General features: G+C 70.5%; 18 protein-coding genes and 2 tRNA genes. 11 read left to right on the top strand and 9 right to left on the bottom strand.

All coding sequences use genetic code 11. From position 1 onward, the window contains the following. Nucleotides 1-3: 3 nt before the first annotated feature. From ACWCRA_RS10945 to ACWCRA_RS10915, 7 genes are all read right to left on the bottom strand, one after another. Nucleotides 4-1,518 carry an MFS transporter gene (locus ACWCRA_RS10945; protein WP_451067274.1) on the bottom strand — a complete coding sequence of 505 codons (1,515 nt, stop codon included), beginning with the start codon at nucleotides 1,516-1,518 and terminating at the stop codon, nucleotides 4-6. 133 nt (nucleotides 1,519-1,651) lie between these two features. Beyond that, the gene (locus tag ACWCRA_RS10940; RefSeq protein WP_351544953.1) at nucleotides 1,652-2,470 is read right to left on the bottom strand and encodes a response regulator transcription factor; all 819 of its coding nucleotides are present in this window, start codon (nucleotides 2,468-2,470) and stop codon (nucleotides 1,652-1,654) included. A gap of 324 nt (nucleotides 2,471-2,794) precedes the next feature. Beyond that, nucleotides 2,795-3,676 (bottom strand): DUF2797 domain-containing protein, encoded by an 882-nt coding sequence (locus ACWCRA_RS10935; RefSeq protein ID WP_351544956.1) that lies wholly within the window; start codon nucleotides 3,674-3,676, stop codon nucleotides 2,795-2,797. Nucleotides 3,677-4,037: 361 nt separating this feature from the next. Continuing rightward, on the bottom strand, nucleotides 4,038-5,129 hold the full coding sequence (locus tag ACWCRA_RS10930) for a DUF1152 domain-containing protein (RefSeq protein ID WP_451067273.1): 1,092 nt from the start codon (nucleotides 5,127-5,129) through the stop codon (nucleotides 4,038-4,040). 362 nt (nucleotides 5,130-5,491) lie between these two features. Then, nucleotides 5,492-7,234 (bottom strand): ATP-dependent nuclease, encoded by a 1,743-nt coding sequence (locus ACWCRA_RS10925; RefSeq protein ID WP_451067272.1) that lies wholly within the window; start codon nucleotides 7,232-7,234, stop codon nucleotides 5,492-5,494. Nucleotides 7,235-8,098: 864 nt separating this feature from the next. Then, a complete protein-coding gene (locus tag ACWCRA_RS10920; protein ID WP_451067271.1) occupies nucleotides 8,099-8,533 on the bottom strand; it encodes an ATP-binding protein in 435 nt (144 codons plus the stop codon). Nucleotides 8,534-8,579: 46 nt separating this feature from the next. Beyond that, nucleotides 8,580-8,987 carry an NUDIX hydrolase gene (locus ACWCRA_RS10915; RefSeq protein ID WP_351548173.1) on the bottom strand — a complete coding sequence of 136 codons (408 nt, stop codon included), beginning with the start codon at nucleotides 8,985-8,987 and terminating at the stop codon, nucleotides 8,580-8,582. Between the two features lie 108 nt (nucleotides 8,988-9,095). On the opposite strand from ACWCRA_RS10915, the gene ACWCRA_RS10910 reads away from it, so the two are divergent. The 9 genes from ACWCRA_RS10910 to ACWCRA_RS10870 all read left to right on the top strand — a co-directional run bounded on the left by ACWCRA_RS10910 (nucleotide 9,096) and on the right by ACWCRA_RS10870 (nucleotide 15,585). Then, on the top strand, nucleotides 9,096-9,884 hold the full coding sequence (locus tag ACWCRA_RS10910) for a GntR family transcriptional regulator (protein ID WP_351548058.1): 789 nt from the start codon (nucleotides 9,096-9,098) through the stop codon (nucleotides 9,882-9,884). Between the two features lie 168 nt (nucleotides 9,885-10,052). Next, nucleotides 10,053-10,409, top strand: a complete 357-nt coding sequence (locus tag ACWCRA_RS10905; RefSeq protein ID WP_351548061.1) for an SCO3933 family regulatory protein — start codon at nucleotides 10,053-10,055, stop codon at nucleotides 10,407-10,409. Next, the gene (locus tag ACWCRA_RS10900; protein WP_451067270.1) at nucleotides 10,409-11,728 is read left to right on the top strand and encodes an FtsK/SpoIIIE domain-containing protein; all 1,320 of its coding nucleotides are present in this window, start codon (nucleotides 10,409-10,411) and stop codon (nucleotides 11,726-11,728) included. The genes ACWCRA_RS10905 and ACWCRA_RS10900 overlap by 1 nt, the downstream gene beginning before the upstream one ends. A 19-nt stretch (nucleotides 11,729-11,747) precedes the next feature. Further along, nucleotides 11,748-12,314 (top strand): DUF2637 domain-containing protein, encoded by a 567-nt coding sequence (locus tag ACWCRA_RS10895; protein ID WP_451067269.1) that lies wholly within the window; start codon nucleotides 11,748-11,750, stop codon nucleotides 12,312-12,314. An 11-nt stretch (nucleotides 12,315-12,325) separates the two neighbouring features. Then, the gene (locus ACWCRA_RS10890) at nucleotides 12,326-12,514 is read left to right on the top strand and encodes a mobile element transfer protein (RefSeq protein ID WP_351548069.1); all 189 of its coding nucleotides are present in this window, start codon (nucleotides 12,326-12,328) and stop codon (nucleotides 12,512-12,514) included. A gap of 12 nt (nucleotides 12,515-12,526) precedes the next feature. Continuing rightward, nucleotides 12,527-12,721, top strand: coding sequence for a hypothetical protein (locus ACWCRA_RS10885; protein ID WP_351548072.1), 195 nt, complete (start codon nucleotides 12,527-12,529; stop codon nucleotides 12,719-12,721). A gap of 163 nt (nucleotides 12,722-12,884) precedes the next feature. Further along, nucleotides 12,885-14,162: a replication initiator gene (locus ACWCRA_RS10880; RefSeq protein WP_451067328.1), complete on the top strand. Its 1,278-nt coding sequence runs from the start codon at nucleotides 12,885-12,887 to the stop codon at nucleotides 14,160-14,162. Next, nucleotides 14,159-14,362: an excisionase family DNA-binding protein gene (locus ACWCRA_RS10875; protein WP_451067268.1), complete on the top strand. Its 204-nt coding sequence runs from the start codon at nucleotides 14,159-14,161 to the stop codon at nucleotides 14,360-14,362. The genes ACWCRA_RS10880 and ACWCRA_RS10875 overlap by 4 nt, the downstream gene beginning before the upstream one ends. Further along, nucleotides 14,359-15,585 (top strand): site-specific integrase, encoded by a 1,227-nt coding sequence (locus ACWCRA_RS10870; RefSeq protein ID WP_451067267.1) that lies wholly within the window; start codon nucleotides 14,359-14,361, stop codon nucleotides 15,583-15,585. Before ACWCRA_RS10875 ends, ACWCRA_RS10870 begins: the two co-directional genes overlap by 4 nt. Before the next feature lie 78 nt (nucleotides 15,586-15,663). Here ACWCRA_RS10870 and ACWCRA_RS10865 read toward each other — a convergent pair. Both ACWCRA_RS10865 and ACWCRA_RS10860 read right to left on the bottom strand, forming a co-directional pair. Continuing rightward, nucleotides 15,664-15,736: transfer RNA gene (locus ACWCRA_RS10865), tRNA-Arg, on the bottom strand. Between the two features lie 202 nt (nucleotides 15,737-15,938). Beyond that, nucleotides 15,939-16,032, bottom strand: a tRNA-Ser gene (locus ACWCRA_RS10860). Nucleotides 16,033-16,351: 319 nt separating this feature from the next. Here ACWCRA_RS10860 and ACWCRA_RS10855 point away from each other — a divergent pair. Both ACWCRA_RS10855 and ACWCRA_RS10850 read left to right on the top strand, forming a co-directional pair. Continuing rightward, on the top strand, nucleotides 16,352-16,810 hold the full coding sequence (locus ACWCRA_RS10855; RefSeq protein ID WP_351544961.1) for an SSI family serine proteinase inhibitor: 459 nt from the start codon (nucleotides 16,352-16,354) through the stop codon (nucleotides 16,808-16,810). 171 nt (nucleotides 16,811-16,981) lie between these two features. Then, nucleotides 16,982-21,334: a PAS domain-containing protein gene (locus ACWCRA_RS10850; RefSeq protein ID WP_451067266.1), complete on the top strand. Its 4,353-nt coding sequence runs from the start codon at nucleotides 16,982-16,984 to the stop codon at nucleotides 21,332-21,334. Nucleotides 21,335-21,370 lie beyond the last annotated feature (36 nt).

The following is a 21,370-nucleotide window of genomic DNA, read 5'->3' as shown; positions in this document are numbered from 1 at the left end:
ATGCTATGCCGCCTGACCGGCCGGTTCCGCATTCTCCGCCCGCCGCAGCAGCAGCGCCGCCAGCAGACCGCCGGCCAGCACCGCCACCGCCCCGACGAGCTGGCTCGTCTCCAGGCCGGAGGCGAAGGCTTCCGAGATCCGCTCCCGTTCGGCGGCGCCGTCCGCCGCCGCGAGAGCCGCCGGCAGCGAGGCCGCGCCGATCACACTGGGCACGAGCGCGGCGAACCGGGAGTTCAGTACGGCACCGAGCACGGCGACCCCGAGCCCATTGCCGAACTCCGCGAGAGTGCCGTTGACCCCGGCCCCCACCCCGGCCTTCTCCTTCGGGATCGCGCTCATGATCGCGTTGGCCATGGCGGGCATCGACAGCGCGATACCGGCGCCCATCACCACGAGCCCGAGGAACATCCCGCCGTAGCTCTCCCCGCCGAGCAGCGCGATCGAGGCGAGTCCGGCGGAGACCAGACCCATGCCGATCGCGATCGTCAGCGGGGTGCCGAACTTCGGCAGCAGCCGGGGGCCGAACCCGGTGAGGTTGAGGGCGACGATGGTGAGCGCCAGCGGAGCCGTGCGCAGACCCGCGTCCAGCGGCCCGTACCCGAGCACGAACTGAAGGTGCTGGGTCAGCAGGAAGAGCGAGCCGCCCATGCCGAACGCGACCAGGATCGAGCCCGCGACGGCCCCGATGAACCGCCGGTTCCGGAAGAAGTGCATATCCAGCATCGGATACGGAGTCCTCAGCTCCCACAGGGTGAACGCACCCAGCACCGCGATACCGACGAGCGCCGAGGCCAGCACCTCCGGGGAGGTCCAGCCGTGTTCGGGCCCGGAGATGATCGCGTACACCACGGCCGTCATACCGACGGTGGAGAGCAGCGCGCCCGGCAGATCCGGCCGCTCACCCTGCGGATTCTTGGACTCCGGTACGAGGACGGCCACCGCGACCAGCGCGAGTGCCGCGACCGGGAGGTTGATGAGGAAGATCGCGCCCCACCAGAAGTGGTCGAGCATGATCCCGCCGATCAGCGGCCCGGCGGCGAAGCCCAGGGAGGTGACGGTCGACCAGAGGGCGATGGCCTTGACCCGCTCGCTGTCGTCGAAGACCTGGACGATGACCGCGAGGATGGTGGTCATCAGCAGCGCGCCGCCCACCCCCATCCCCGCCCGCGCGGCGATCAGCTGCGCCGACGACTGGGCGAGCCCGGCCGCGAGCGAGCCGGCGCCGAAGAGCACGAGCCCGGCCATCAGCAGCTTCTTGCGGCCGTAGCGGTCGGCGGCGTTCCCCGCGGTGAGCAGCAGACCCGACTGGACCAGCGAGTAGGCGTTGATCATCCACTGGATGTCGGTGGCGGAGGCGTCCAGCTCACGGTTGAGGGAGGGGATGGCGACGCTGAGGATCGTGTTGTCGAGCAGCACGGTGAGCTGGGCGAGACAGATCACCCCGAGGATCAGCCAGCGCTGGGGGTGGCGGCCGGCGGGGATCAGCTCCGGTTCGGTGGTCGTGGCGGCGGCCGTCATGGGCAGCTCCTTATACGGCGTACGAGGCGTGTGCTCGTACACCGTACAAGGATCAGCTCTACGCTGTAGAGCGAATATCGGCCGCCCTCACCCCACCGGCCCTTCCGCCCTCACTCCACCGGCCCTTCCCGCCTCACCCGACCGGCCCGCCGACCGGTCCTCGCGCCGGCCCGCCCACCGGCCGGCGGTTGCGCGACGGCGCCTCCCGGGGCGCGCCCTCCCCCGGCTTGATCAGATACCCCGCCCCGCGCCGGGTGTGGATCATGGGTGGCCGCCCCGCGTCGATCTTCTTCCGCAGATACGAGACATACAGCTCGACCACATTGGCCTGCCCGCCGAAGTCGTACGACCAGACCCGGTCGAGGATCTGCGCCTTGCTGAGCACCCGCCGGGGGTTGCGCATCAGATACCGCAGCAGCTCGAACTCGGTGGCCGTCAGATGGATGGACTTCCCGCCCCGGCAGACCTCGTGGCTGTCCTCGTCCAGGGTCAGATCACCCACGGAGAGCAGCGACCCTGCCCGCGCGGACGCGGCACCCGAGCGCCGGATCAGCCCGCGCAGCCGGGCGACGACCTCCTCCAGCGAGAACGGCTTCGTCACACAGTCGTCGCCGCCCGCCGTGAACCCGGCGATCCGCTCCTCGGCGGCGTCCCCGCCGGTGAGCAGCAGCACCGGCACATCCGGCAGCTCGCGCCGCAGCCGGCCGAGGAAGGCCAGCCCGTCCATGTCGGGCAGCAGCACATCGAGCACCACCGCGTCGGGCCGGAACTCCCGTGCGGCGCGCACCGCCCCCGTGCCGTCCCCGGCGCCGCGCACCTCCCACCCCTCGTAACGCAGGGCCATCGACAGCAGATCGCTCAGCGCCGCCTCGCCGTTCACGACGAGCACCCGGACAGCTCTCCCGTCCGGCCTGAGCACCTCGGTACGCCCCTGGGGCGAGATCACGGTCATGGCCGACAGGCTGCGCCCCCGCCCTGAAAACGGCCTTGCCCCCAGCTGTGAATTGACTGAGAAACCGGGCCGGGGGCCGCCGGGGCGGGTACCGGGAGCCGGCCACCGGGCCGCGAGCCGGGCCCCGTTGTGCCGGTGGACCGCGCGGCGGCCGGCCGTCACCGGGGGCCGGGACCCTCCAGGGCGTGGGGCTGACGGACGTACGGACAGGGGATGTCCGGGAGGTCCGGCCCGAGGGCGACGGGGACGCCGCGCGCGGCGAGGGCCACCTTCGAAGCACCGGGCGCCCCGGGGCCCGGAGCACGGCGAGGCGCCCGGCCTCGCTCAGAACAGCCCGTCCTGCATCCCGGCACCTCCGGCCTCGACCCCCAGCGCGGAGGTCGGCACCGACACCCCGGCGGTGGAGTCCGCCCCGATGAGGGACCAGCCGGACATCAGCCGGGTGTCGAGGACGACGATCTCGGCGTCCGCCGTCCGCAGATGCAGATCGGGCCCGGCGACGGCGAGCAGCTCCCCGGCGACCGCGCCGCCGGGGGAGAGTTCCCGTACGACGGCGGTGGCGGGCGGGAGCCCGTCCAGACCGAAGGCGCCGCTGTGGTCGACGGCCGCGAAGCCGAGCGGCTCCAGGGTCTCGGCCCAGCCGTCGAGCGCGAGGGCGCGCCGGTGCAGCCCGGCGATCTCGGCGGAGCGCTCCCGGGGGTCCGGCGGGAGCTGGGCGCGGACGGCGCGCTTGTCGGCGTACGGCACGCGGTCCGGTATGCCCAGCGCGCTCCGCAGCAGCTCCTCGGTCCGCCGGGCGGCCATGAGCGGCCCGCGCCCCAGCCAGCTGAAGCAGACCGCGCCCTGTTCGAGCAGCCGGGCGGGGCCGCGCTCCTCGGCGGTGATGCCGGCCTTGACCATGCCGGGGCCGAACCAGGCGAGGTAGACACGGTAGGTGCGCGGATCGTCGGCGATGGTGTCGGCGGCCACCGAGTGCGCCCGGTCCAGCCGCGCGCACTCGCCGCACCGCGCCCGCGTGGCCCGCGCGGGGACGACGGCCCGCACCGGGCAGGGGTTCCCGCGCGCCCCGACGCAGCCGCGGTCGCCCTCCGCCCGGAACCCCAGGGTTCTCCCGGCGATGAGCGGGCTGACCCGCCCGCCCTCCCACCGCAGCACGGCCATCCGCGCCTCCTGGGGCCAGCCGATCCCGGAGCACCTCCAGGTCATACGCACCTCCGGGCGCACAGTTGTGACCGCAACCACCGCAACCACCGAAAACGGGCACAGTACCGGAGCCAGCCGCCTCGGCCCGCGCCAGTACATCGGGTTCCGGCCGTCTCCCCAGGCGCTTCTGCGTCACAGCGTCGCACTCCAGAGGGGAGATCCGCAGATGGGAGCGGTGGCCTGAACTATGCCCCAGGTCTTCTCACACTCCCCGCGACGGGCTCCGCCCCCACCGCGAGGGGGCGCTCCGCTCCCACCGGGACCCCTTCGGTGCCGGCCGTGGTGCCCGGCACGGGGAAGGCAGGACCGGCCGGGTCCTCCGCGCGGCGCGGTCGCGCTGGTCCGGACGGAGACCATCGCCCGCTCACCGGGGCGGGATGTGCCAGAGGGGGGCGGCGTACTGCTCCGGATGACCGGCGATCAACAGATCCCTGAGCTGCTCGCGTTGGGCGCCGCGGAGCCCGAGGACCTCGGCGAGGCGGCGGAAGGTGGTGTGGCTGACGCCCCGGGCGCGGGCGCGGTGTTCGTAGTCGGCGACCCGGGCGAGGGCGGCGGCGGGGTCGAGTGCCCGTGCCGGACGGGTGCCGAGCCGGGCGGCCTTCTCCCGTTCGCCGTCGATCTCGGAGAAGCCGCAGATGTCGCGGGTGAGCCGTTCCGCCTCAGCGAGCGTCGTGGTGGCGGCGATGGCGCGGGCCGGCCGGTTGCGCTCCAGGGCGGTGCCGAGGCCGACTTCGTGGACGGTGGGGCCCTCGTCGGTGAGGGGCACGGGGAGCCCGGCGCCCCGGATCTCGCAGAGCCCGCGCAGCTCCCGGGCCGTGGCGGCGAGCAGGGCGGTGGCCTCGGAGGGGTGCCACTCCAGGACGTGGGCGATCGCCTCGACATGCCCGGGGGCCAGGGTGAGGACGTTCCGCCCGAGGAGCCCCCGCAGCTCCCCGGCGTCCAGCTCCCCGTCCAGCCCCGGCCCGGCGACCAGCAGCCGCGCGGGCGCTCCGGCCTGCGAGCAGGCCGCCAGGGTGAGCGCGTCGGCGAGCGGGCTCCGGAGCGCCGGCTCATCGCCCCGGGCGAGGATGTCGCCCCCGACATCCAGCAGATCGACGGAGTCCGGCTCCAGATGGCGGATGAGCCGGTCGAGCTGCCGGGCGATGCCCAGGGCCCCGTGGTGCGGGTCGATCAGCGCCAGGGTCTCCGGGAGATCCCGCGCGAGCCGGGGGAGGGCGGAGCCGGCGGGGGCGATGGCCACGCTCTCGGCGGTGACCGCGTGGACCCCGGGGACCATCTCCCGGAGCCCGCGGAAATCCCCCGGCCCCCGAGGCCCCGGCACCGGATCGACGAGCAGCCGGTCCCACGCGTAGGTGAGGACCACCCCCCGCGCCCCGCCCCCGTACAGCGCCCTGCCCACCATCGACGCGGCGACCGCGTCACCCCCTCCGCCGGCCGCCACGATCAACCACGTCACGCGGCCAGCGTACGACCGCCCACGCGCCCGCCCGCCTGCCACGCCGCACCGGCATCCCCCGGCGCCACCCCGGCTCAGGGCAGCACACAACGACCATGCCGACGCGCACCCGCCCCACGCCCACGGCGCCCGGGCGGCCTCTCGGGCGCGGATACCCCGGCAACGCGAAAGGCCCCCGGACGATCTCCGGGGGCCTTTCCTGGCTGTGCACTCGGCAGGATTCGAACCTGCAACCTTCTGATCCGTAGCTCTAGCCGGATCGGTCAGCGACGGCCATACCGGCTTCACCGAGGTCCTAGATGTGCAATGCAGCGCGTCGGTGGTTACTGCAGTTGCTGTACTTCGCTGCTGTACGGGCGAACTCAGCTAGCTAGCGCGTTGATCTTGCGTAGGACTTGCAGCATTTCATCAGGAATTTCATCTTGGTGAATGTACTTCGCGAGGGCGTCAAACGAGACAGCCTTATACCCGTTACTCTGCAGATGCTCATTGAATTGCGACATGATCTCTTTCGGCGGGCAAACCGATCGCCTGTATTCCACTTTAGCCCATCGGGGCGTAAATTCAGCAAGGGTAGCCGCAGTGATTTTCACTTCATGCATCTTGCCCGATCGCTCCACGGATTGACGTTCAAAATTCAATTTAGCGAAAATATCCCCTTGCATAGAATCCATAATTTCAGCCATGACTCGCTCCACTTCAGGAAGGGGGCAAGTTGAGATTCGAGAAATCGCGGACGGTGAAATTAGGTAGCTTTCAAGTTCTTTCTTGGACCACACATGGCATTCGATGCCTGCTTTTGTGAGCTTTTCCATGACCGAGCTAACCTGGGACTGCGTCCTATAGTCGCGATCCAGGATGATGACCGAACCGACTGAGCCTTTCAGGAAGTCTTTGACTAGCCAGCCAAAGGCTTCGGCGCTATTCCAGTTCGAGTAGCCGTTGATTGGAATAACAGCCAATTCCATATCGGCAACAATGTTCGTGTATCCGAGATTCTTGGCGAGGATACGCAAGGTTCTCAGATCCTTACCCTCAACGAAAACAATACCTTTGGCGCGCAGAGCCTTCGCCATGCCAAGGTTGAATGCGGTTCCAAGGGATGCGCTAAGCGTTTCCATTCCCTCCTTACGGGGAGCCCTAATGGCGTTTCGCTTGGATTTGTCAATCCATACGATTGACTTACTGTCCGCCTCGGCTAGGACTTCGCCAGAATGAGTAGCCAATACCACTTGAATTCCGAGCGAATCGATCAATCGCACAAGTCGGCGTTGCAGGTCGGCGTGCAGAAACACCTCAGGTTCGTCGAGGATCAAAGTGGGAGAGTCCTTGAGGCGGAAAATATGGAGCAGAAGTTGAAGCCAAATTTGCACCCCGTCTCCGGCCCAGACAAGTTCTTTTTCTCGACCGCTTCCCGGTTCTGTATAGAAGACGTCAATGCTCGACTCGGGCCCGTATTGGACTACCGGTTCCGAGATACGCATGCCCCCCATCCATGGTTCCGCGAATTCAAGAAAATCCTGCCACTCGTCACTACTGGAGTTTAGAATTCGCAGTTGATTCCTGAAGTGACGGCTGCTGAGCCGTGACGTCAGGTTCTTCCTGACGTGTTCTACGGTAAGGAACTCCTCCTCATGCTCTAGCGGAGTAAGTGCTGGAATGATTCCGATTGGAGTGTAGTCCTCTCTCACCTGCTTTACAGATCGAGGGGTGCGCCCTGTTGTATCCAGCAGGTAGAAAAAGGGAGTGCCGTCAGTTTCGTAGTCCTCTTTGGGCCAGACTGCTCGTAGCCTGCATCCATTTTCCCAGATCAGCTCCAGAGTCGTTTCGTTCGTTTCCCTGAACTCGTGACGAACACTCTCGTTGAGGAGTTCGAATTCTTTGAGTGGAATTGGATATCCCTGAACCCAAGTCCCACCGTGTTGACGATTCAGTGAATGCTTTGACCTTTTAGCGCTTCGAAGGCATGCTTCAGCGAACTTGAGCGCGGAAAGGATAGTGCTTTTCCCGGCACTATTGGGGCCGACCAGAAGGGAGAATTCCTTTAGTGTGATTGAGAAGTTCTCGAAAGCTTTGAAATTGCGGAGCTTTACCTGCTTAAGCATTTCACCCTCCCTGTGTAGCTTCGGGGAGACCGCCTCTCCCGGGCGTCTGGAAAGTGATCTTATGGGATGCAGGATCGGCAGTGGGGTGCTTTGAATGAAGCTAAGTCGGATTAGCGATCTTCCGGAACTAGTCTTGGCCTCACGGGGACTCAAGGCCGGTGGAGCGGCTTTGGGCGGGAGCTGCCATGGGGCGAGAGATCGGGGCCCGTAAGCTTCTGGCGAATCGGGCGGTCTGTGGACCTGCCCGCTATGGCACGATGTGGGCCCCGATCTTGGAGGCTCGCCCCATGGTGGCTGCCTAAAGCCGTGGAGCCGACCGCCCCGGCCACAGAGGGTTTCCCCCGTTCATGCATGCTGTCGCCCTGCGCGGCCGGCGGAGCCGGGTCCGGAGCGGGGCGGAGACAGGAGCGGCGGGCCCGGCGGGGAGCCGGGCCGCGCGCGGCGAGCGGAGCGAGGCGCCTTGAAACAGTAGAGAAAGTTGTAACTCAGTTCAGGGTGTGGTGGTTGGGGCTCGTCGGGGAGCAAGGCGTGTCGGCGCTTCGGCGGCCTGCCATAGGTAGGTAGAAGACCGGGTGGATGGTCCAGGTGATGCGGGTCGTCGCGTGGGTGATCGTCACGAGGTAGGGGGCGCCTCGCAGGGGGGTCAGCCGGCACTCGTCGCGGCCTTCGTGGAGCCAGGCTGAGGCGGCCTCGGTGGCGGGCTGGTCCAGGGCGTCCTGGATGGTGTGGAGGGTGACCGCTATCCAGTTCAGTGCCTGGGTGGCGTCGTGGGCGTCGAAGGTTGCCGGCAGGGCCGGCGGTTCCGGCGGGTTGGTCAGGTGTTCGGTCCGGCATTCGCACCAGTACCCGGGTAAGACTGGTCGTTCAGCATGGGTGGCTTCTGCTGCTGGTGTCCGGGGCGGGGAGAAGTTCGGCCGTGACCGTGTGGCCGCCGTAGGTGCCGTGCACGATCACGCGGTGGGCGAGTTCGCTGACCATCCCGAGGCCCCGGCCGTGTTCGGACTCGTCGTCCGGGGGTTCCAGGCGGGGAGCGCTTCCCGTACCGCCCTCGTCCGTGACGGACAGAGCGACCACCTGGGGCGATACCGCGAGTGCCAGATGGAAGCTGCCGGATTCCCGGCCGCTGGCGGTGTGCAGGATCGCGTTCGTGCCCAGCTCGGCGACGATCACCGCCGCGTCGTCCGCAAACGGGGAATTCCTCAGGATGTCCTGCGCCCAGCGGCGGGCCCGGCTCACCTCTTCCGGGAATCCTGGGCAAGTGAGTCCCCAAACCTTCGCGGTGCTCGTATACTCGTGCATACAAGTTCCTTTATGCAGGTAGGCCGCCATGTGCAGCGGGTTCGGGCTAGACGAGTTTCACGCCATCGTGGGCGCGGATGGCTGGCGGGTTCGCCGCGTCGAGTGCGTCAGTGACGCGGATCGCGTAAGCCTCGTCGGCGAGTTCGATCACTTCTTCGCGGGTGGCCCAGCGCAGCGCGAAGGTCTCACTTCCGGTGGTGGGCGTGCCGTCGGCGGCCTCGCAGCGGAAGACCATGGAGACGATCAGGCCGTTCATGTTCTTGTAGATGCCGGTGAGGGTCGCGGATGGCGCGATCTTGATGCCGGTCTCTTCGAGAACCTCGCGCTGAAGGGCCTCGGGGATGGTTTCCTCGGGTTCGAGAACGCCACCCGGAGGTTCCCAGTGCCCGTTGTCGCGGCGCTGGATCAAGAGCGCTCGGCCGTGGTCGTCGACGATCACTCCGGCGACGCTCACGGAATGCGGGCGTTCAGTGCTCACGGTTCCCGGGACCCTTCGGCTGGCTAGGCTCTCCACCGTAGCAACAAAGGTCACCCACTCGTCTAGACACCTAAAGGAGTACGCGTGCCGTCTCTCTCCTCAGGTCTCCTCGGAGACCTCGACCCCACGAGCGATCGTGCGGTCTTCCGACAGATCGCCGATCAGCTCCGTGAGGCCATTGATCGCGGACGGTTCAAGGAAGGGGAGAAGCTTCCCTCAGAAGCGGAGCTGGTCGAGCATTACGGGGTGTCCCGGATGACCGTCCGGAACTCCTTCTCCATCCTCCAGGGTGAGGGCCTGGTCCACGCCGAACACGGCAAAGGCGTGTTCGTACGGCCCCGGCCGCCCGTGCGACGGCTCGCCTCGGACCGGTTCGCCCGGCGTCACCGGGAGCAGGGGAAATCCGCCTTCATCGTGGAAGCCGACGCGGCCGGCAGCCATCCCCAGGTCGACGGCCTGGAGGTGAAAGAGGAGAAGGCCAGTCAGGACATCTCCACCCGGCTCGGCTCGGTGCGGCGTGTCCTCGCACGTCGGCGGCGGTATCTGCTCGACGGCCGGCCCGTTGAGTTCGCCACCTCCTATCTCCCGCTCGACATCGCACGCGGCACCCGGATCGCCGAACCCAACCCCGGCCCCGGCGGCATCTATGCCCGCCTGGAGGAACTGGGCCACCGCCTGGACCACTTCGAGGAGGAGATCCGCGCCCGGATGCCCTCGCCGACCGAGGTGAAGACGCTCCGGCTGGCGTCCGGCGTGCCGGTGATCCATCTGATCCGTACCGCGTTCGACACCGATGGCCGGGCCGTGGAGGTCTGCGACACCGTGATGGCGGCCGACGCGTACGTCCTCAACTACCAGCTTCCGGCGACCTGATCGCGGGGGATGTCGCGGTGCGCGGGGCCAACTCGCCCTACTCGTACATCCCAACAGGGATACTCGTATAGACGAGTGGCTGAGTAATGTGGCAGGGTGATCGCCACGACCTCGGGAGATCACTCCCGTGACTCTCATCTTGTCTAGACGAGTAGATAGGAAGATGCTGTGCGCACCATCCGCGTGGAGACCTCCGCCGCCACCATCCTGCTGACCGAAGCGCCTGAGCCCAAGGTCAAGGACCGGCAGACGGGGGAGATCGCCAAGGACGCCGTCACTGGTGAGTCGTTGATGTCCCTCGGCGTCGTCTACATCGAGGAGGGGGAATCGGCGCTGCTCAAGGTGACCGTCCCGGAGAGCGGTGTGGCGGAGGGGCTGGCGCTCGGGTCGCCCGTCTCGCTGCCGGGGCTGCTGGCCCGGCCCTGGGAGAGCGTCTTCAACGGGCAGCAGCGGCACGGCATCGCCTACCGCGCCGCCGCCGTCACTCCGGCCGGGTTCGCCTCCGCCCTCGGGGACATGTCCTGATGACGGACCCGATGATCCTTCTGGAAGTGGGTGGCCCCCTCGCCGCGCTGGTGGGTGGGGCCGCCTACACCCGGGCCCGGCATCCCGCCGTCCACTGGGCGGCGTTCGGGCTGCTGCTCGCCGCCGGCCGGGTGCTCGGCTCGTACGGCTCTGCCATGGAGGCGTGCGGCCTGACCGTGCCGCCGTCCCGGATACGGGCCCTGGTGACCCGGGCCACCAGCCGCCGGGAGATACGGCCGGTTCCGCCCCGCCGGGGGTTCCTGCGGCCCACCGCGACCGGGTTACGGCTCCGGCTCCGCCTCGCCCCCGGCCAGGAACCCGCCGACGTCACCGCCTCGGCGGAACGACTGAGACACGCCTGGGGAGTCCACGCCGTCTACGTCTCGACCGTCAAGCCGGGCGTGGTCGAACTGCGGCTCGTGGGCTACGACGTACTGCGCCGGGTTCGGATGCCCCGCAAGTCCGGGACCTGGCTTCTCAAGGTCCCGGTGGCGCTGCGCGAGGACGCCACCCCGTACGTACGCGACTACCGCACCGTCCCGCACGGACTCACCCTCGGCGCGACCCTCTCCGGCAAGTCCATGTTCCTGCGCCACCTCATCAGCGGACTCGCCCGACAGCCCGTAGCCCTGGTCGGGATCGACTGCAAGCGCGGCGTGGAGCTGGTGCCCTTCGCGCCCCGGCTCTCCGCGCTGGCGACCGACCCGGACCAGGCCGCCGCGCTCCTGCCCGTACTCGTCCAGGAAATGGAGGACCGATACGACCTGATCAAGACCCGCCAGGGCATTGCACAGGACACCCCCGACGAGGAGATCACCTCCGACATCTGGGGACTGCCCGAACCCGAACGCCCCGTACCGATCGTGCTCTTCGTGGACGAGGTGGCGGAACTCTTCCTCGTCGCCACCCGGAAGGACGAGGAACGGCGGGACGAGATGGTCACCCAGCTCATCCGGCTCGCCCAGCTCGGCCGCGCCGCCGGCATCCATCTGGAAGTCTGCGGACAGCGCTTCGGCGCCGAACTCGGCAAGGGCGCGACCATGCTCCGGGCCCAGCTCACCGGCCGGATCTGCCACCGGGTGAACGACGAGGGCTCCGCCAAGATGGCGGTCGGCGACATCGCGCCCGACGCGGTCATGGCCGCCTGCGCCATCGCCCCCGAACGGCCCGGCCTCGCCGTGGCCGGTGACACCTCCGGCGGCTGGTCCCGCATCCGTACCCCGTATCTCTCCCTGGGCGACGCTGCCCGGACCTGCCGGGAGTACGCGCACCTGGTGCCGGACCTGCCCGCCCTGAAACCGTTCCGCCCCGCCGTCTGATCACGGAAGGAGCCGCACCATGCGCGCTCATCTCGCCCGGGTCGACGCGGTACTCGTCCAAGCCGTCATCGCCGCCGCGCTCTCCTTCGCCCACATCCACGATGTCGCCCTCGCGGCCGGACAGGACGGATGGAAAGCGTGGGCCTACCCGATCAGCGTCGATCTGCTGCTCGTCGCGGCCTGGCGCCGACTGCGGACCGGGCCGTCCAAGGCCACGGGCTGGTGCTGGTTCGCCATCGCGCTCACCGCATCGCTCGGCGCGAACATCGCCACCGCCGGACTCCTCGACCTGGACGACGTACCCGCCTGGCTCCGCATCCTCGTCGCGGGCTGGCCGGCCGTCGCCTTCCTCGGCGGAACCCTCCTCGTCCACTCCGCACCGCAGCCGGACGAAGAGGACTCCGTGGCCCTGGAGGAGCGACCCGAAACGCCTGCCGTACCGATCCCGCCCGGCCTGATCGAACACGCCCGCAAGATCGCTGCCGACCACCGCACCCGCACCGGCCGCCCCATCGACACCGCGACACTCCGCGCCCGGCTCGGCGTTCCCGCGCCCATGGCCGAAGCGATCGCCACCCAGCTCTGAGGAGATCCGCCATGCCCCCTCGTCGCTTCCGTGACGTCACCCGGCACGGTCCCGTCCAGATCGGCACCTCGTACGACCACCGGGGACGCGAACAGCACACCGCCGCCTGCACCGCCCCGCGCTGCGGCTTCTCCGCCGACTACGACAGCCGCGCCGCCGCAGAACTGGCGGCCCGGACCCACCGCTGCCCCATCCGCTGAGAGGGCCCGCCCGTGAACATCAACCTCCCCCTCGTCGTCGTCCTCGGCCTCTTCGCCTGGGGCGCGGTCAAATTCCTCGGCGTCCGCACCTGGGTCGTCGTCCTGATCGCCCTCTTCGGCTTCTGGCTCTCGGACACCGTCCTCGCCCCTGCCATCAAATCCGGCACAGGCACCGGCGTGTCCGTCATCAACCGCACACATGACTAGACGAGTAGACATCTTGAGCCCCGGGGCGGCTTGATCCCGCCAAGAATCCACCGCCCCGGGCCCTTCCCCTCCCAACCAAAACAGTCAGAAGGAGAACGCCATCTTCACCCGCACCACACCGCCCCCGCTCCCCGAACTCCTCGATCTGGCCAACGCCGGCACCCTGCCCGGCATCCTCCGCCAGCTCTCCGGGCTCGGCGGCTGCCTCCACCCCATCCGGCTCGACGGCCACCGCACGGAGTACGCCGTCGACACCAGCACCGGCGAGATCGGCCCCGCCCTCCACCACCTCGACGCGTCCGCCCTCCCGGCCGGCCATCTGCTCGTCCGCTGCAACAACCGGCGTACGACCCGCTGCCCCGCCTGCGCGGAGCTCTACCGCCGCGACACCTTCCAGCTCATCGCCACCGGCCTGCGCGGCGGCAAGGGCACCCCGGACACCGTCACCACCCACCCCCGGGTCTTCGCCACCTTCACCGCCCCCGGCTTCGGCCCGGTCCACAACCGGCCCACCGGCACGGACCGCCCCTGCCGCTGCGGCACCCGCCACGACCAGGACGACGCCCTCCTCAGCACCCCGCTCGACCCCGACACATACGACTACGAGAGCGCCGTCCTCTGGAACGCCCATGCCGGACTGCTCTGGCGGCGCTTCTCGATCCACCTCCGCCGGGAAGTCGCCAAGCGGGCCGGGCTCCCTCAACGCCTCCTCCGCGAGCACGCCAAGGTGTCCTTCGCCAAGGTCGCCGAGTACCAGCGGCGCGGCGCGGTCCACTTCCACGCCGTGATCCGGATCGATGGCCCCGGGGGCGGCCACACCCCGTCCCCGGCCTGGGCCACCGCCGATCTGCTCACCGACGCCATCCGCGCCGCCACCGCCAGGGCCAGGGTGGACGGACCGGCCATCGACGGCCATGCCCACTCCTTCGCCTTCGGCCGGCAACTCGACGTCCGCACCATCCGCAGCACCGACTTCCCCGGCGAACAGGCACTGACCGACCGGGCCGTGGCCGCGTACATCGCCAAGTACGCCACCAAGGGCGCCGAAACCGCGACGGGCGCCCTCGACCGCCCCCTGAAGTTCGCCGCCGAACTCGCCCAGCTCGATATCTCCGACCACGCCCGCCGCCTCATCCGCACGGCCTGGACCCTCGGCGCCCGCAAGGACCTGGACCACCTCCGCCTCCGCGCCTGGGCCCACATGCTCGGCTTCCGCGGCCACTTCTCCACCAAATCCCGCACCTACTCCACCACCCTCGGAGCCCTCCGCACCGCCCGCGCCGACTGGCGCCGCGCCCAGACCCCCACTGAACACCCGACCGGCACGACACACGTCCTCGCCCACTGGGTCTTCGCCGGAACCGGCCTCACCGCCACAGAGGAATGGCTCGCCGCATCCCTGGCCCCCGCCCTCGGCACGGAAGGAGAACCCACTCGATGACGACTGTGATCACACGTAAGTGGCATACGACCACCGAGGTCGCCGAGATGCTCGGCTTCGGACTCTCCAAGACCAAGATGCTCGTGCTGACCGGGGAGATCCGTTCCGTCAAGGTTGGACGGAACCGGCGCATCCTTCCTGCCTGGGTCGACGAGTACGTTCAGCGGATCACTGCCGACACCGAAAGGTGGGCGGCATGAGTGGCAAGCGCGGCAATGGTGAAGGCTCCATCTATCCGTACAAGAACGGCTACGCCGCCTACGTCTGGGTGACCAAGCCGGACGGCACACGGGCCCGGAAGTACGCCTACGGCAAGACCCGCACCGAGGTCCACGAGAAGTGGCTCAAGCTCCACGCAGAGGCCAGAAAGGGCCCGGTCGCCACCACGCACCGGACGGTCGCCGCCTTCCTCGGGTACTGGCTCGAATCGATCGTGAAGCCCCACCTCGCCCCGCTTTCATATGTCGCGTACGAGGGGTATGTGCGGCTCTACATCGCCCCGCACCTGGGTTCGAAGCGGCTCGACAAGCTCACGGTCCGGGATGTCCGAGAGTGGCTGGCCAAGCTGGCGGGCATCTGCCAGTGCTGCGCTCAGGGCAAGGACACCAAGCGGGCGCGGACCCGCCGGAAGTGCTGCGCGGTCGGCGAGTGCTGTGCGGCGTATCCGTCCCGCCGGGTGGTCCAGGGCTCCCGCGACGCGCTGAGGGCGGCACTGACCCATGCGGTCACCGAGGAGGAGATCGGCAAGAACGTCGCCTCGCTGGTGAAAGTGCCCAAGCCTCGCCGCCGGCGGATCAAGCCGTGGTCGGCCGCCGAAGCGGGCCGTTTCCTCACGGACGCGGCCGAACGGGACGATCACCTCTTCGCCGCCTGGACGCTGGTGCTCTGCCTCGGGCTGCGGCGCGGCGAGGTACTGGGGCTGACCTGGAAATCCATCGACTTCCAGGCCGGCGAGCTGTACGTGGACCACCAGATCCAGCGGGCCGGGCGGCGGCTTCTCCACCGGGAGACCAAGACGGAGGAGTCGGACGATTTCCTGCCACTGCCCGCGCTCTGTCTCAAGGCGCTCCGGATGCGGCGGGCCCAGCAGCAGGGGGACCGGAAGGCCGCAGGGGAGCTGTGGCAGGACGCCCATGATCTGATCTTCACCACCAGGTACGGCACCCCGATCGAGCCGGGGAATCTCACCCGGATGTTCGCTCTACGGGCCCGGCGGGCCAGGCTGCGGGTGATCCCGCTCCGGAACACCCGGCACACCTGTAGCTCGCTCCTCGTGGCCCTCAAGGTCCACCCGAAGGTGGCCCAGCGCATCCTCAGGCATTCACAGATCGCCATGACGATGGAGGTCTACGCCGAAGCGAGCGAGGAGGAGGTGCGAACCGCGATCGGCAGGCTGTCGGACGCCGTGGGCGTCGGCGGCTGAGGCGGTTGCTGTACTTCACTGCTGTACGAGCGGAAAACACCAGAGGCCCCGGATTCCTCCGGGGCCTCTGGCCTGCTGTGCACTCGGCAGGATTCGAACCTGCAACCTTCTGATCCGTAGTCAGATGCTCTATCCGTTAAGCTACGAGTGCTTGTCTCCCGGGCTTTTCTTCCCGGTCGGCGTTGCGGGAACAACATTACATGACCTGCGCCGCGAGACGAAATCCGTTCCGCATACCCCGCCTGACCTGCGGAAACAGCTCGGATGTGGGGCAGATCCGGAGGGCCGGAGCCACTCGTTCGGGGGAAACACGGAAGCCCCGGCCGCAGGGGCCGGGGCTTCCGTGATCGAGCTGGCGGAGGCGGAGGGATTTGAACCCTCGATGGGCTTTAAGACCCAAACCGCATTAGCAGTGCGGCGCCATAGACCGGACTAGGCGACGCCTCCAGCACACCCGCGCGGGCGCGTGGTGTGTGCAGATGATGACACAGTCGAACGCCGCGCCACCAATCGCTGCCCACGGTACTAGGCGCGCGGGCCGCAGGGCAAAGCGCGTTCGGCGGGGCGGAAAGGGTCGGGGAAGAGGCAGGGAAGGGGCGGGGAAGGGCAGGGAGGGCTCCGGAGGGAAGGGGCCGGAGGGAGAGGGCGTCCGATCGGCGGGTGTCCGGTTGCGCAACGGACCGGCGCACGGAGCGTTAGAAGCGGTGGGGGCCCGGGCCCCCACGGCACGACCGACCGGAAGCCGCCTCAAGCTCCAGGAGCATCCATGCTGCGCCGCATCGTTCTCACCGCGACCGTCTCCGCCGCCGCGCTCGTCTCCGCCGCCGCCCCCGTCGCCGGGGCCGCCGCCCTGCCCGTCCCGCTGCCGGGGCTGCTCTCCGCCCCCGAGCCGGAGCGGGACCGGCTGACCGTGACCGTCTCCGACACGGGGAACGCCCGCACCAACGGGCGGTACGAGCTGGAGTGCGACCCGGCCGGCGGTACGCACCCGGCCGCCGAGGGGGCGTGTGAGCGGCTGGACCAGCTGGCGCGCGAGGGCAGCGACCCGTTCGCGCCCGTGCCCCAGGGGCAGATGTGCACCCAGCAGGCGGGGGGCCCCGCCACCGCCCGGGTGACCGGAACCTGGCACGGCCGGCCGGTCGACGCCACCTTCAACCGCACCGACGGCTGCGAGATTTCCCGCTGGCAGACCATGGAGCCGGTGCTGCCCAGCACCAGGTCGTAAGGTCGGTGGTCACTGCATATACACAGGACCTCGGTATGAGCTCCCCCTCATCCGCCGCCCCGCGCGCACCCGGTGCCCTTAGACTCCCTTCAGTGACAGGCTGAGGGTTCGAGGGGCAAGATGGGAACCCGGCCGTCCGCACATGCAGTAGGTCAGGGAGGAACCGTCGTTGTGAGCAGCAGGCCATCCCGAGGCGCTGCTCGCCTCGCAGCCATACTCGACGCTCTCCCCGACGGCCTCGTGCTCGTCAATTGCAATGGCACGGTCGTCAACGCCAACACCATTGCCCTTGAGCTGTTCGAGGCCCCGGGCACCGCACTCGTCGGACGCGGGCTTCTCGATCTGCTGCCCGCGTTCGACTCGCGGCTCATCCCGGGGTCCATGCGCAGTCCCGAGGGCGCCGACGAGCGCGGCCGTACGAAACCGACGCGGATGACGGCCCGCCGCACGGACGGCAGCGAGTTCCCCGTCGAGGTCACCAGCGCCAGCCTGGAGGACGGGCGCGAGGCCTACGACTCGTACAACAACTACACCGGCGACGAGCTGCTGATGCTGGTGGTCCGCGATCTGTCGGGCACGGTGGACACGGAAGCGGAGCTGGCGCGTTCGCAGCGGCAGACCGAGATGATTCTGCGGGCCGCCGCCGAGGGTGTCGTCGGTACGGACACCGAGGGGCGGGTCGTCCTGGTCAACCCGGCCGCCGCGCAGATCCTCGGGTTCCGGGCCAGCGACCTCGGCGGGCAGGAGCTGCACCCGCTGATCCTGCACTCCCGGGAGGACGGCAAGCCCTTCCCGTACGCCGAGTCGCCGCTCGCGGACACGCTGCGGTCCGGCCGCAAGCACCGGGTGCGGGCGCAGGTGCTCTGGGCGAAGGACGGCTCCCGGGTGCCGGTCGATCTGACCACCGCCCCGGTCCGGGACGGGGATCAGCTCGTCGGCGCGGTGATGACCTTCACCGACCGCCGCCCCGGCGAGGAGCTGGCCCGGAAGCACGCGGCCGAACTCGCCGAGACCGTGGAGCGGTACACCGCCGAGCTGGCCGAGACGACGGAGCGGTACACCGCCGAACTCGCGGACAAGTCCGAGCGCTACACCTCCGAGATCGAGGGGCGCGACGAGCGCTATCTCGAACTGGCCGGACGGCACGACCAGCTCACCGCCGTGCTCGGCGAGTCCCTGCGCGAGCCGCTGGAGGAGCTGCGGGCGGAGCTGGGCACCCTCGCGTCCGACCCGGCGGGGCAGCTGTGGCCCGAGGCCAACCAGATGCTCCGTCATCTGGCCGCCGGCTCCTCCCGGATGACCACGCTCATCGACAACGTCCTCGGCTTCCAGCGGCTCGACACCGGCCGGGAGCAGCTCACCAAGACCAAGGTCCTCCTCGACGCGGTCGTCGCGGCCGGGGTCGAGGGCGCCGTCGAGCTGATCGGCCCGGGACGGGCGCAGTTCGCGGTGCACGCCCCGGCCATCGAGGCGGAGGTGGACCCCGGCCGGCTCGCGACCGCGCTCGCGCATCTGGCGGCGGATGTCGCCGGGGTGGATTCCACCGGCAAGGCCCGGCTGCTGCCCGACGGCGGGCATGTGGACTCGACCGTGGTGGTCGCCGCGGCCCAGCGCGGTGAGGTGGTACGCATCGAGGTGCGGGGGCCGTTCGCCGGGGGCGACCCGGTGCACGAGCCGATTGTGCGCGGGATCGTCGAGGCGCACAGCGGGGTGCTCCAGACGCACGAGGTGCCGGGGATGAGCGGCAGTGCGTATGTACTGGAGGTGCCGCTCGGGGCGGGGTCGGGGGCGGTCGCCGTTCCGGCGCCCTCCGGGGCCCCGGCGCTCGGCCCGGCGGCCGGTCCGCCGGCCGGTCAGCCCGGGGGCCCGGCACTCGGCCGGGCGGCCGGTCCCGCGCGCGGCCAGGCAGCCGGTCCCGCGGTCCGTGTCGCGCCGGGTGCCGCTCCGATGACCGCCGCTCCGATGACCGCCGCTCCGGTGGCCGCTCCCGCCGCCCGGCCCGTACAGCCGCCGCGCCCCGCCCTGCCCGCTCAGACAGCACAAGCAGTACAAGCAGTACAAGCAGTACAAGCGGCTCCGGTCGTGGCCGGGGGCGGCACAGGAGCGGTCGCGCTCCCGCCCGAGGCCCTCCCGGAGCCCCCGGCGGTCCCGGTGGCCCCGGAGGCACCCGATGGTTCCGGTGTCCAGGACGGTCCCGAGGCGGGCGGCGGGCGGCGGCGTGCCCGGCGCGGGTCCACCGACGCCTTCCTGGAGAGCGCCGTCGCGGGTCCGCCCGCCGAGGCACCGGCGGCGCAGCCGACCGGCCGCCGCCGGGCCGCCGGCCAGGGCGAGCCGCAGCCGGACGAGCCGGGCGGTACGGCACAGGACTCGCACACCCTGGGTGGCGGCGGCGGAACCGGCCGGAGGCGCGGACGGCCCAGCCCGGCCGAGGAGTCGTCCGAGGGTGCCGTGGTCACGGCGGCCGAGGGCGCGCCCGCGCGCCGGGCACCCGGCCAGACGGTGCCGCCCGGGGAAGCGCCCGGCCGGGACGACTCGCCTCAGGGCCCGGTGGCGCCCGAGCAGGGAGCGCCGGCCCGGGCGGTGCCCCCGCAGGGCATGTCGCCGCAGGCCGTCTCCCCGCACGGAATCCCCCAGCCGGGGGATTCCGGCCGGCAGGCCGCTGTGCCCCGGCAGTCCGTCTCCCCGCACAGTCCCGCACCCCAGGGGGCACCCCCGCAGCGCGGCCCCCGGCAGACAGCGCCGCAGACACCGCGAACACCGCAAGGCCAGCAGGTCCAGCAGGTCCAGCAGGCGGTGCCGCCGCAGGGGATGTCCCACCCGGGCGCGCGTCCCGGACCCGAGCAGCAGACCGCCGTACCCCCGCAGGGGCTCTCCCCCGACCACGGCGCCCGGCGGGCGCAGGGCGGCGGGATGCCCGAACTCGCCGCCGGGCCGTCCGATGACGCGCGGGCGGGTGGGCGCCGGGCGCGGCGGGCGCTGGCCCCCGCGCCCGCCGAGGAGGCCGGGGTTCGGAGCGCGTTCGCGCTGCCGCCCGCCGAGGCCGACCGGGTCCCGCCCGGAGCCGGGGCGGCCGATGCCTCCCTGGCGGGCCGGCACGATCCCGTACGGACCGAACCGGGCACCGAGCACCACACCCCGCCGCAGCCCCACCCGGCCCCGACCGGGCGGCGGCGCGCGCAGAGCACCGAGTCCCAGGACGGGGCCGCGACGACGGCGACGGCGGACGAGACCGGGCAGACCGGTTCCGTGTCCCTGCCGCTCCCGCCGCTGGACGCGATCCCGGCTCCCGCCGCCCCCGTGGCGCAGCCACTGCCCGCGGAGGCTCCGCTTCCGCCCGATGCCTCGCACGGGCGGGCCTTCAGCGTGCGGACCCTCGGCCAGGGCGTCCCCTTCGGTCAGCAGATCGCCGAGCAGCAGAACAGCCAGCAGGGCGGCCAGCAGGCGGGCCAGCAGAGCCAGCAGGCCGGACAGCAGGGCGGACAGCAGGGCGGATCGCTCGGTTCCGGGCGGCGCCGCAGGCTCTCCACCCCGTCGGAGGGCGAGCGCCCCGAGTCCACCGCACGCCCCCACCCCCAGTCCGGCCCGGTCCAGGGCGGCCCCGGCACCCCTGCCGGTCCCGGTCCCGGTTCCGGTTCCGGTTCCGGCCAGGGGCCTCGGCTTCCCGTCGAGCGGGGCGAGGGGCGGGCGTACGCGATAGGCGCGCCCGACGAGGGCGCCGAGGGGCCCGAGCCGCTGGACGGCCCCGGTGGCGCGGTCGAGGTGTCCAACCAGCCGCAGCCCCGGCCCGTGGACGACGAACTCCCCCCGGAGCCCCTGGACAACCCGCGCCGGCTGCTGGTCTGGCCCGCCCCCGACGTCTCGACACAGCAGGCGCTGAGCGACCGCGGCTACCGCCCGGTCGTCGTGCACTCGCGCGAGGAGGTCGACGCCCAGATCGCCGCGTTCCCCGCGGCGCTCTTCGTCGACCCGCTGACCGGCCCCATCACCCGTACCGCACTCCAGTCGCTGCGCCAGGCCGCCGTGGCGGCCGAGGTCCCGGTCCTGGTGACGGCCGGTCTCGGGCAGGCGACCCGGGAGGCCGCGTACGGCGCGGACCCGGCGATCCTGCTCAAGGCGCTGGCCCCGCGCGACAGCGAGCAGCACCCGCCCCGGGTGCTGCTGATCGAGGAGCACGAGGAGATCGCGCTCGCGCTCACCGCGACCCTGGAGCGGCGCGGCATGCAGGTCGCCCGGGCCGGGGCGGACACCGACGCGGTGACGCTCGCCTCGCAGATGCGGCCGAACCTGGTGGTGATGGACCTGATGCAGGTGCGCCGCCGCCGCGCCGGGATCATCGACTGGCTGCGGGCGAACGGGCGGCTGAACCGCACCCCGCTGGTCGTCTACACCTCGGCCGGGCTCAACCGGGCCGAGCTGCCCCGGCTCTCCTCGGGCGAGACCGTTCTCTTCCTCGCGGAGCGCTCCACGAGCGGTGAGGTGCAGTCGCGGATCGTGGATCTGCTCGCCAAGATCGGTACGAACTGACCGGGCAGCGCACCGGACAGCGGGCGGGGCAGCGGC

The sequence above is a fragment of the Streptomyces sp. NPDC001889 genome, assembly GCF_053594535.1.
This window is presented reverse-complemented; position numbering and strand designations above follow the sequence as displayed.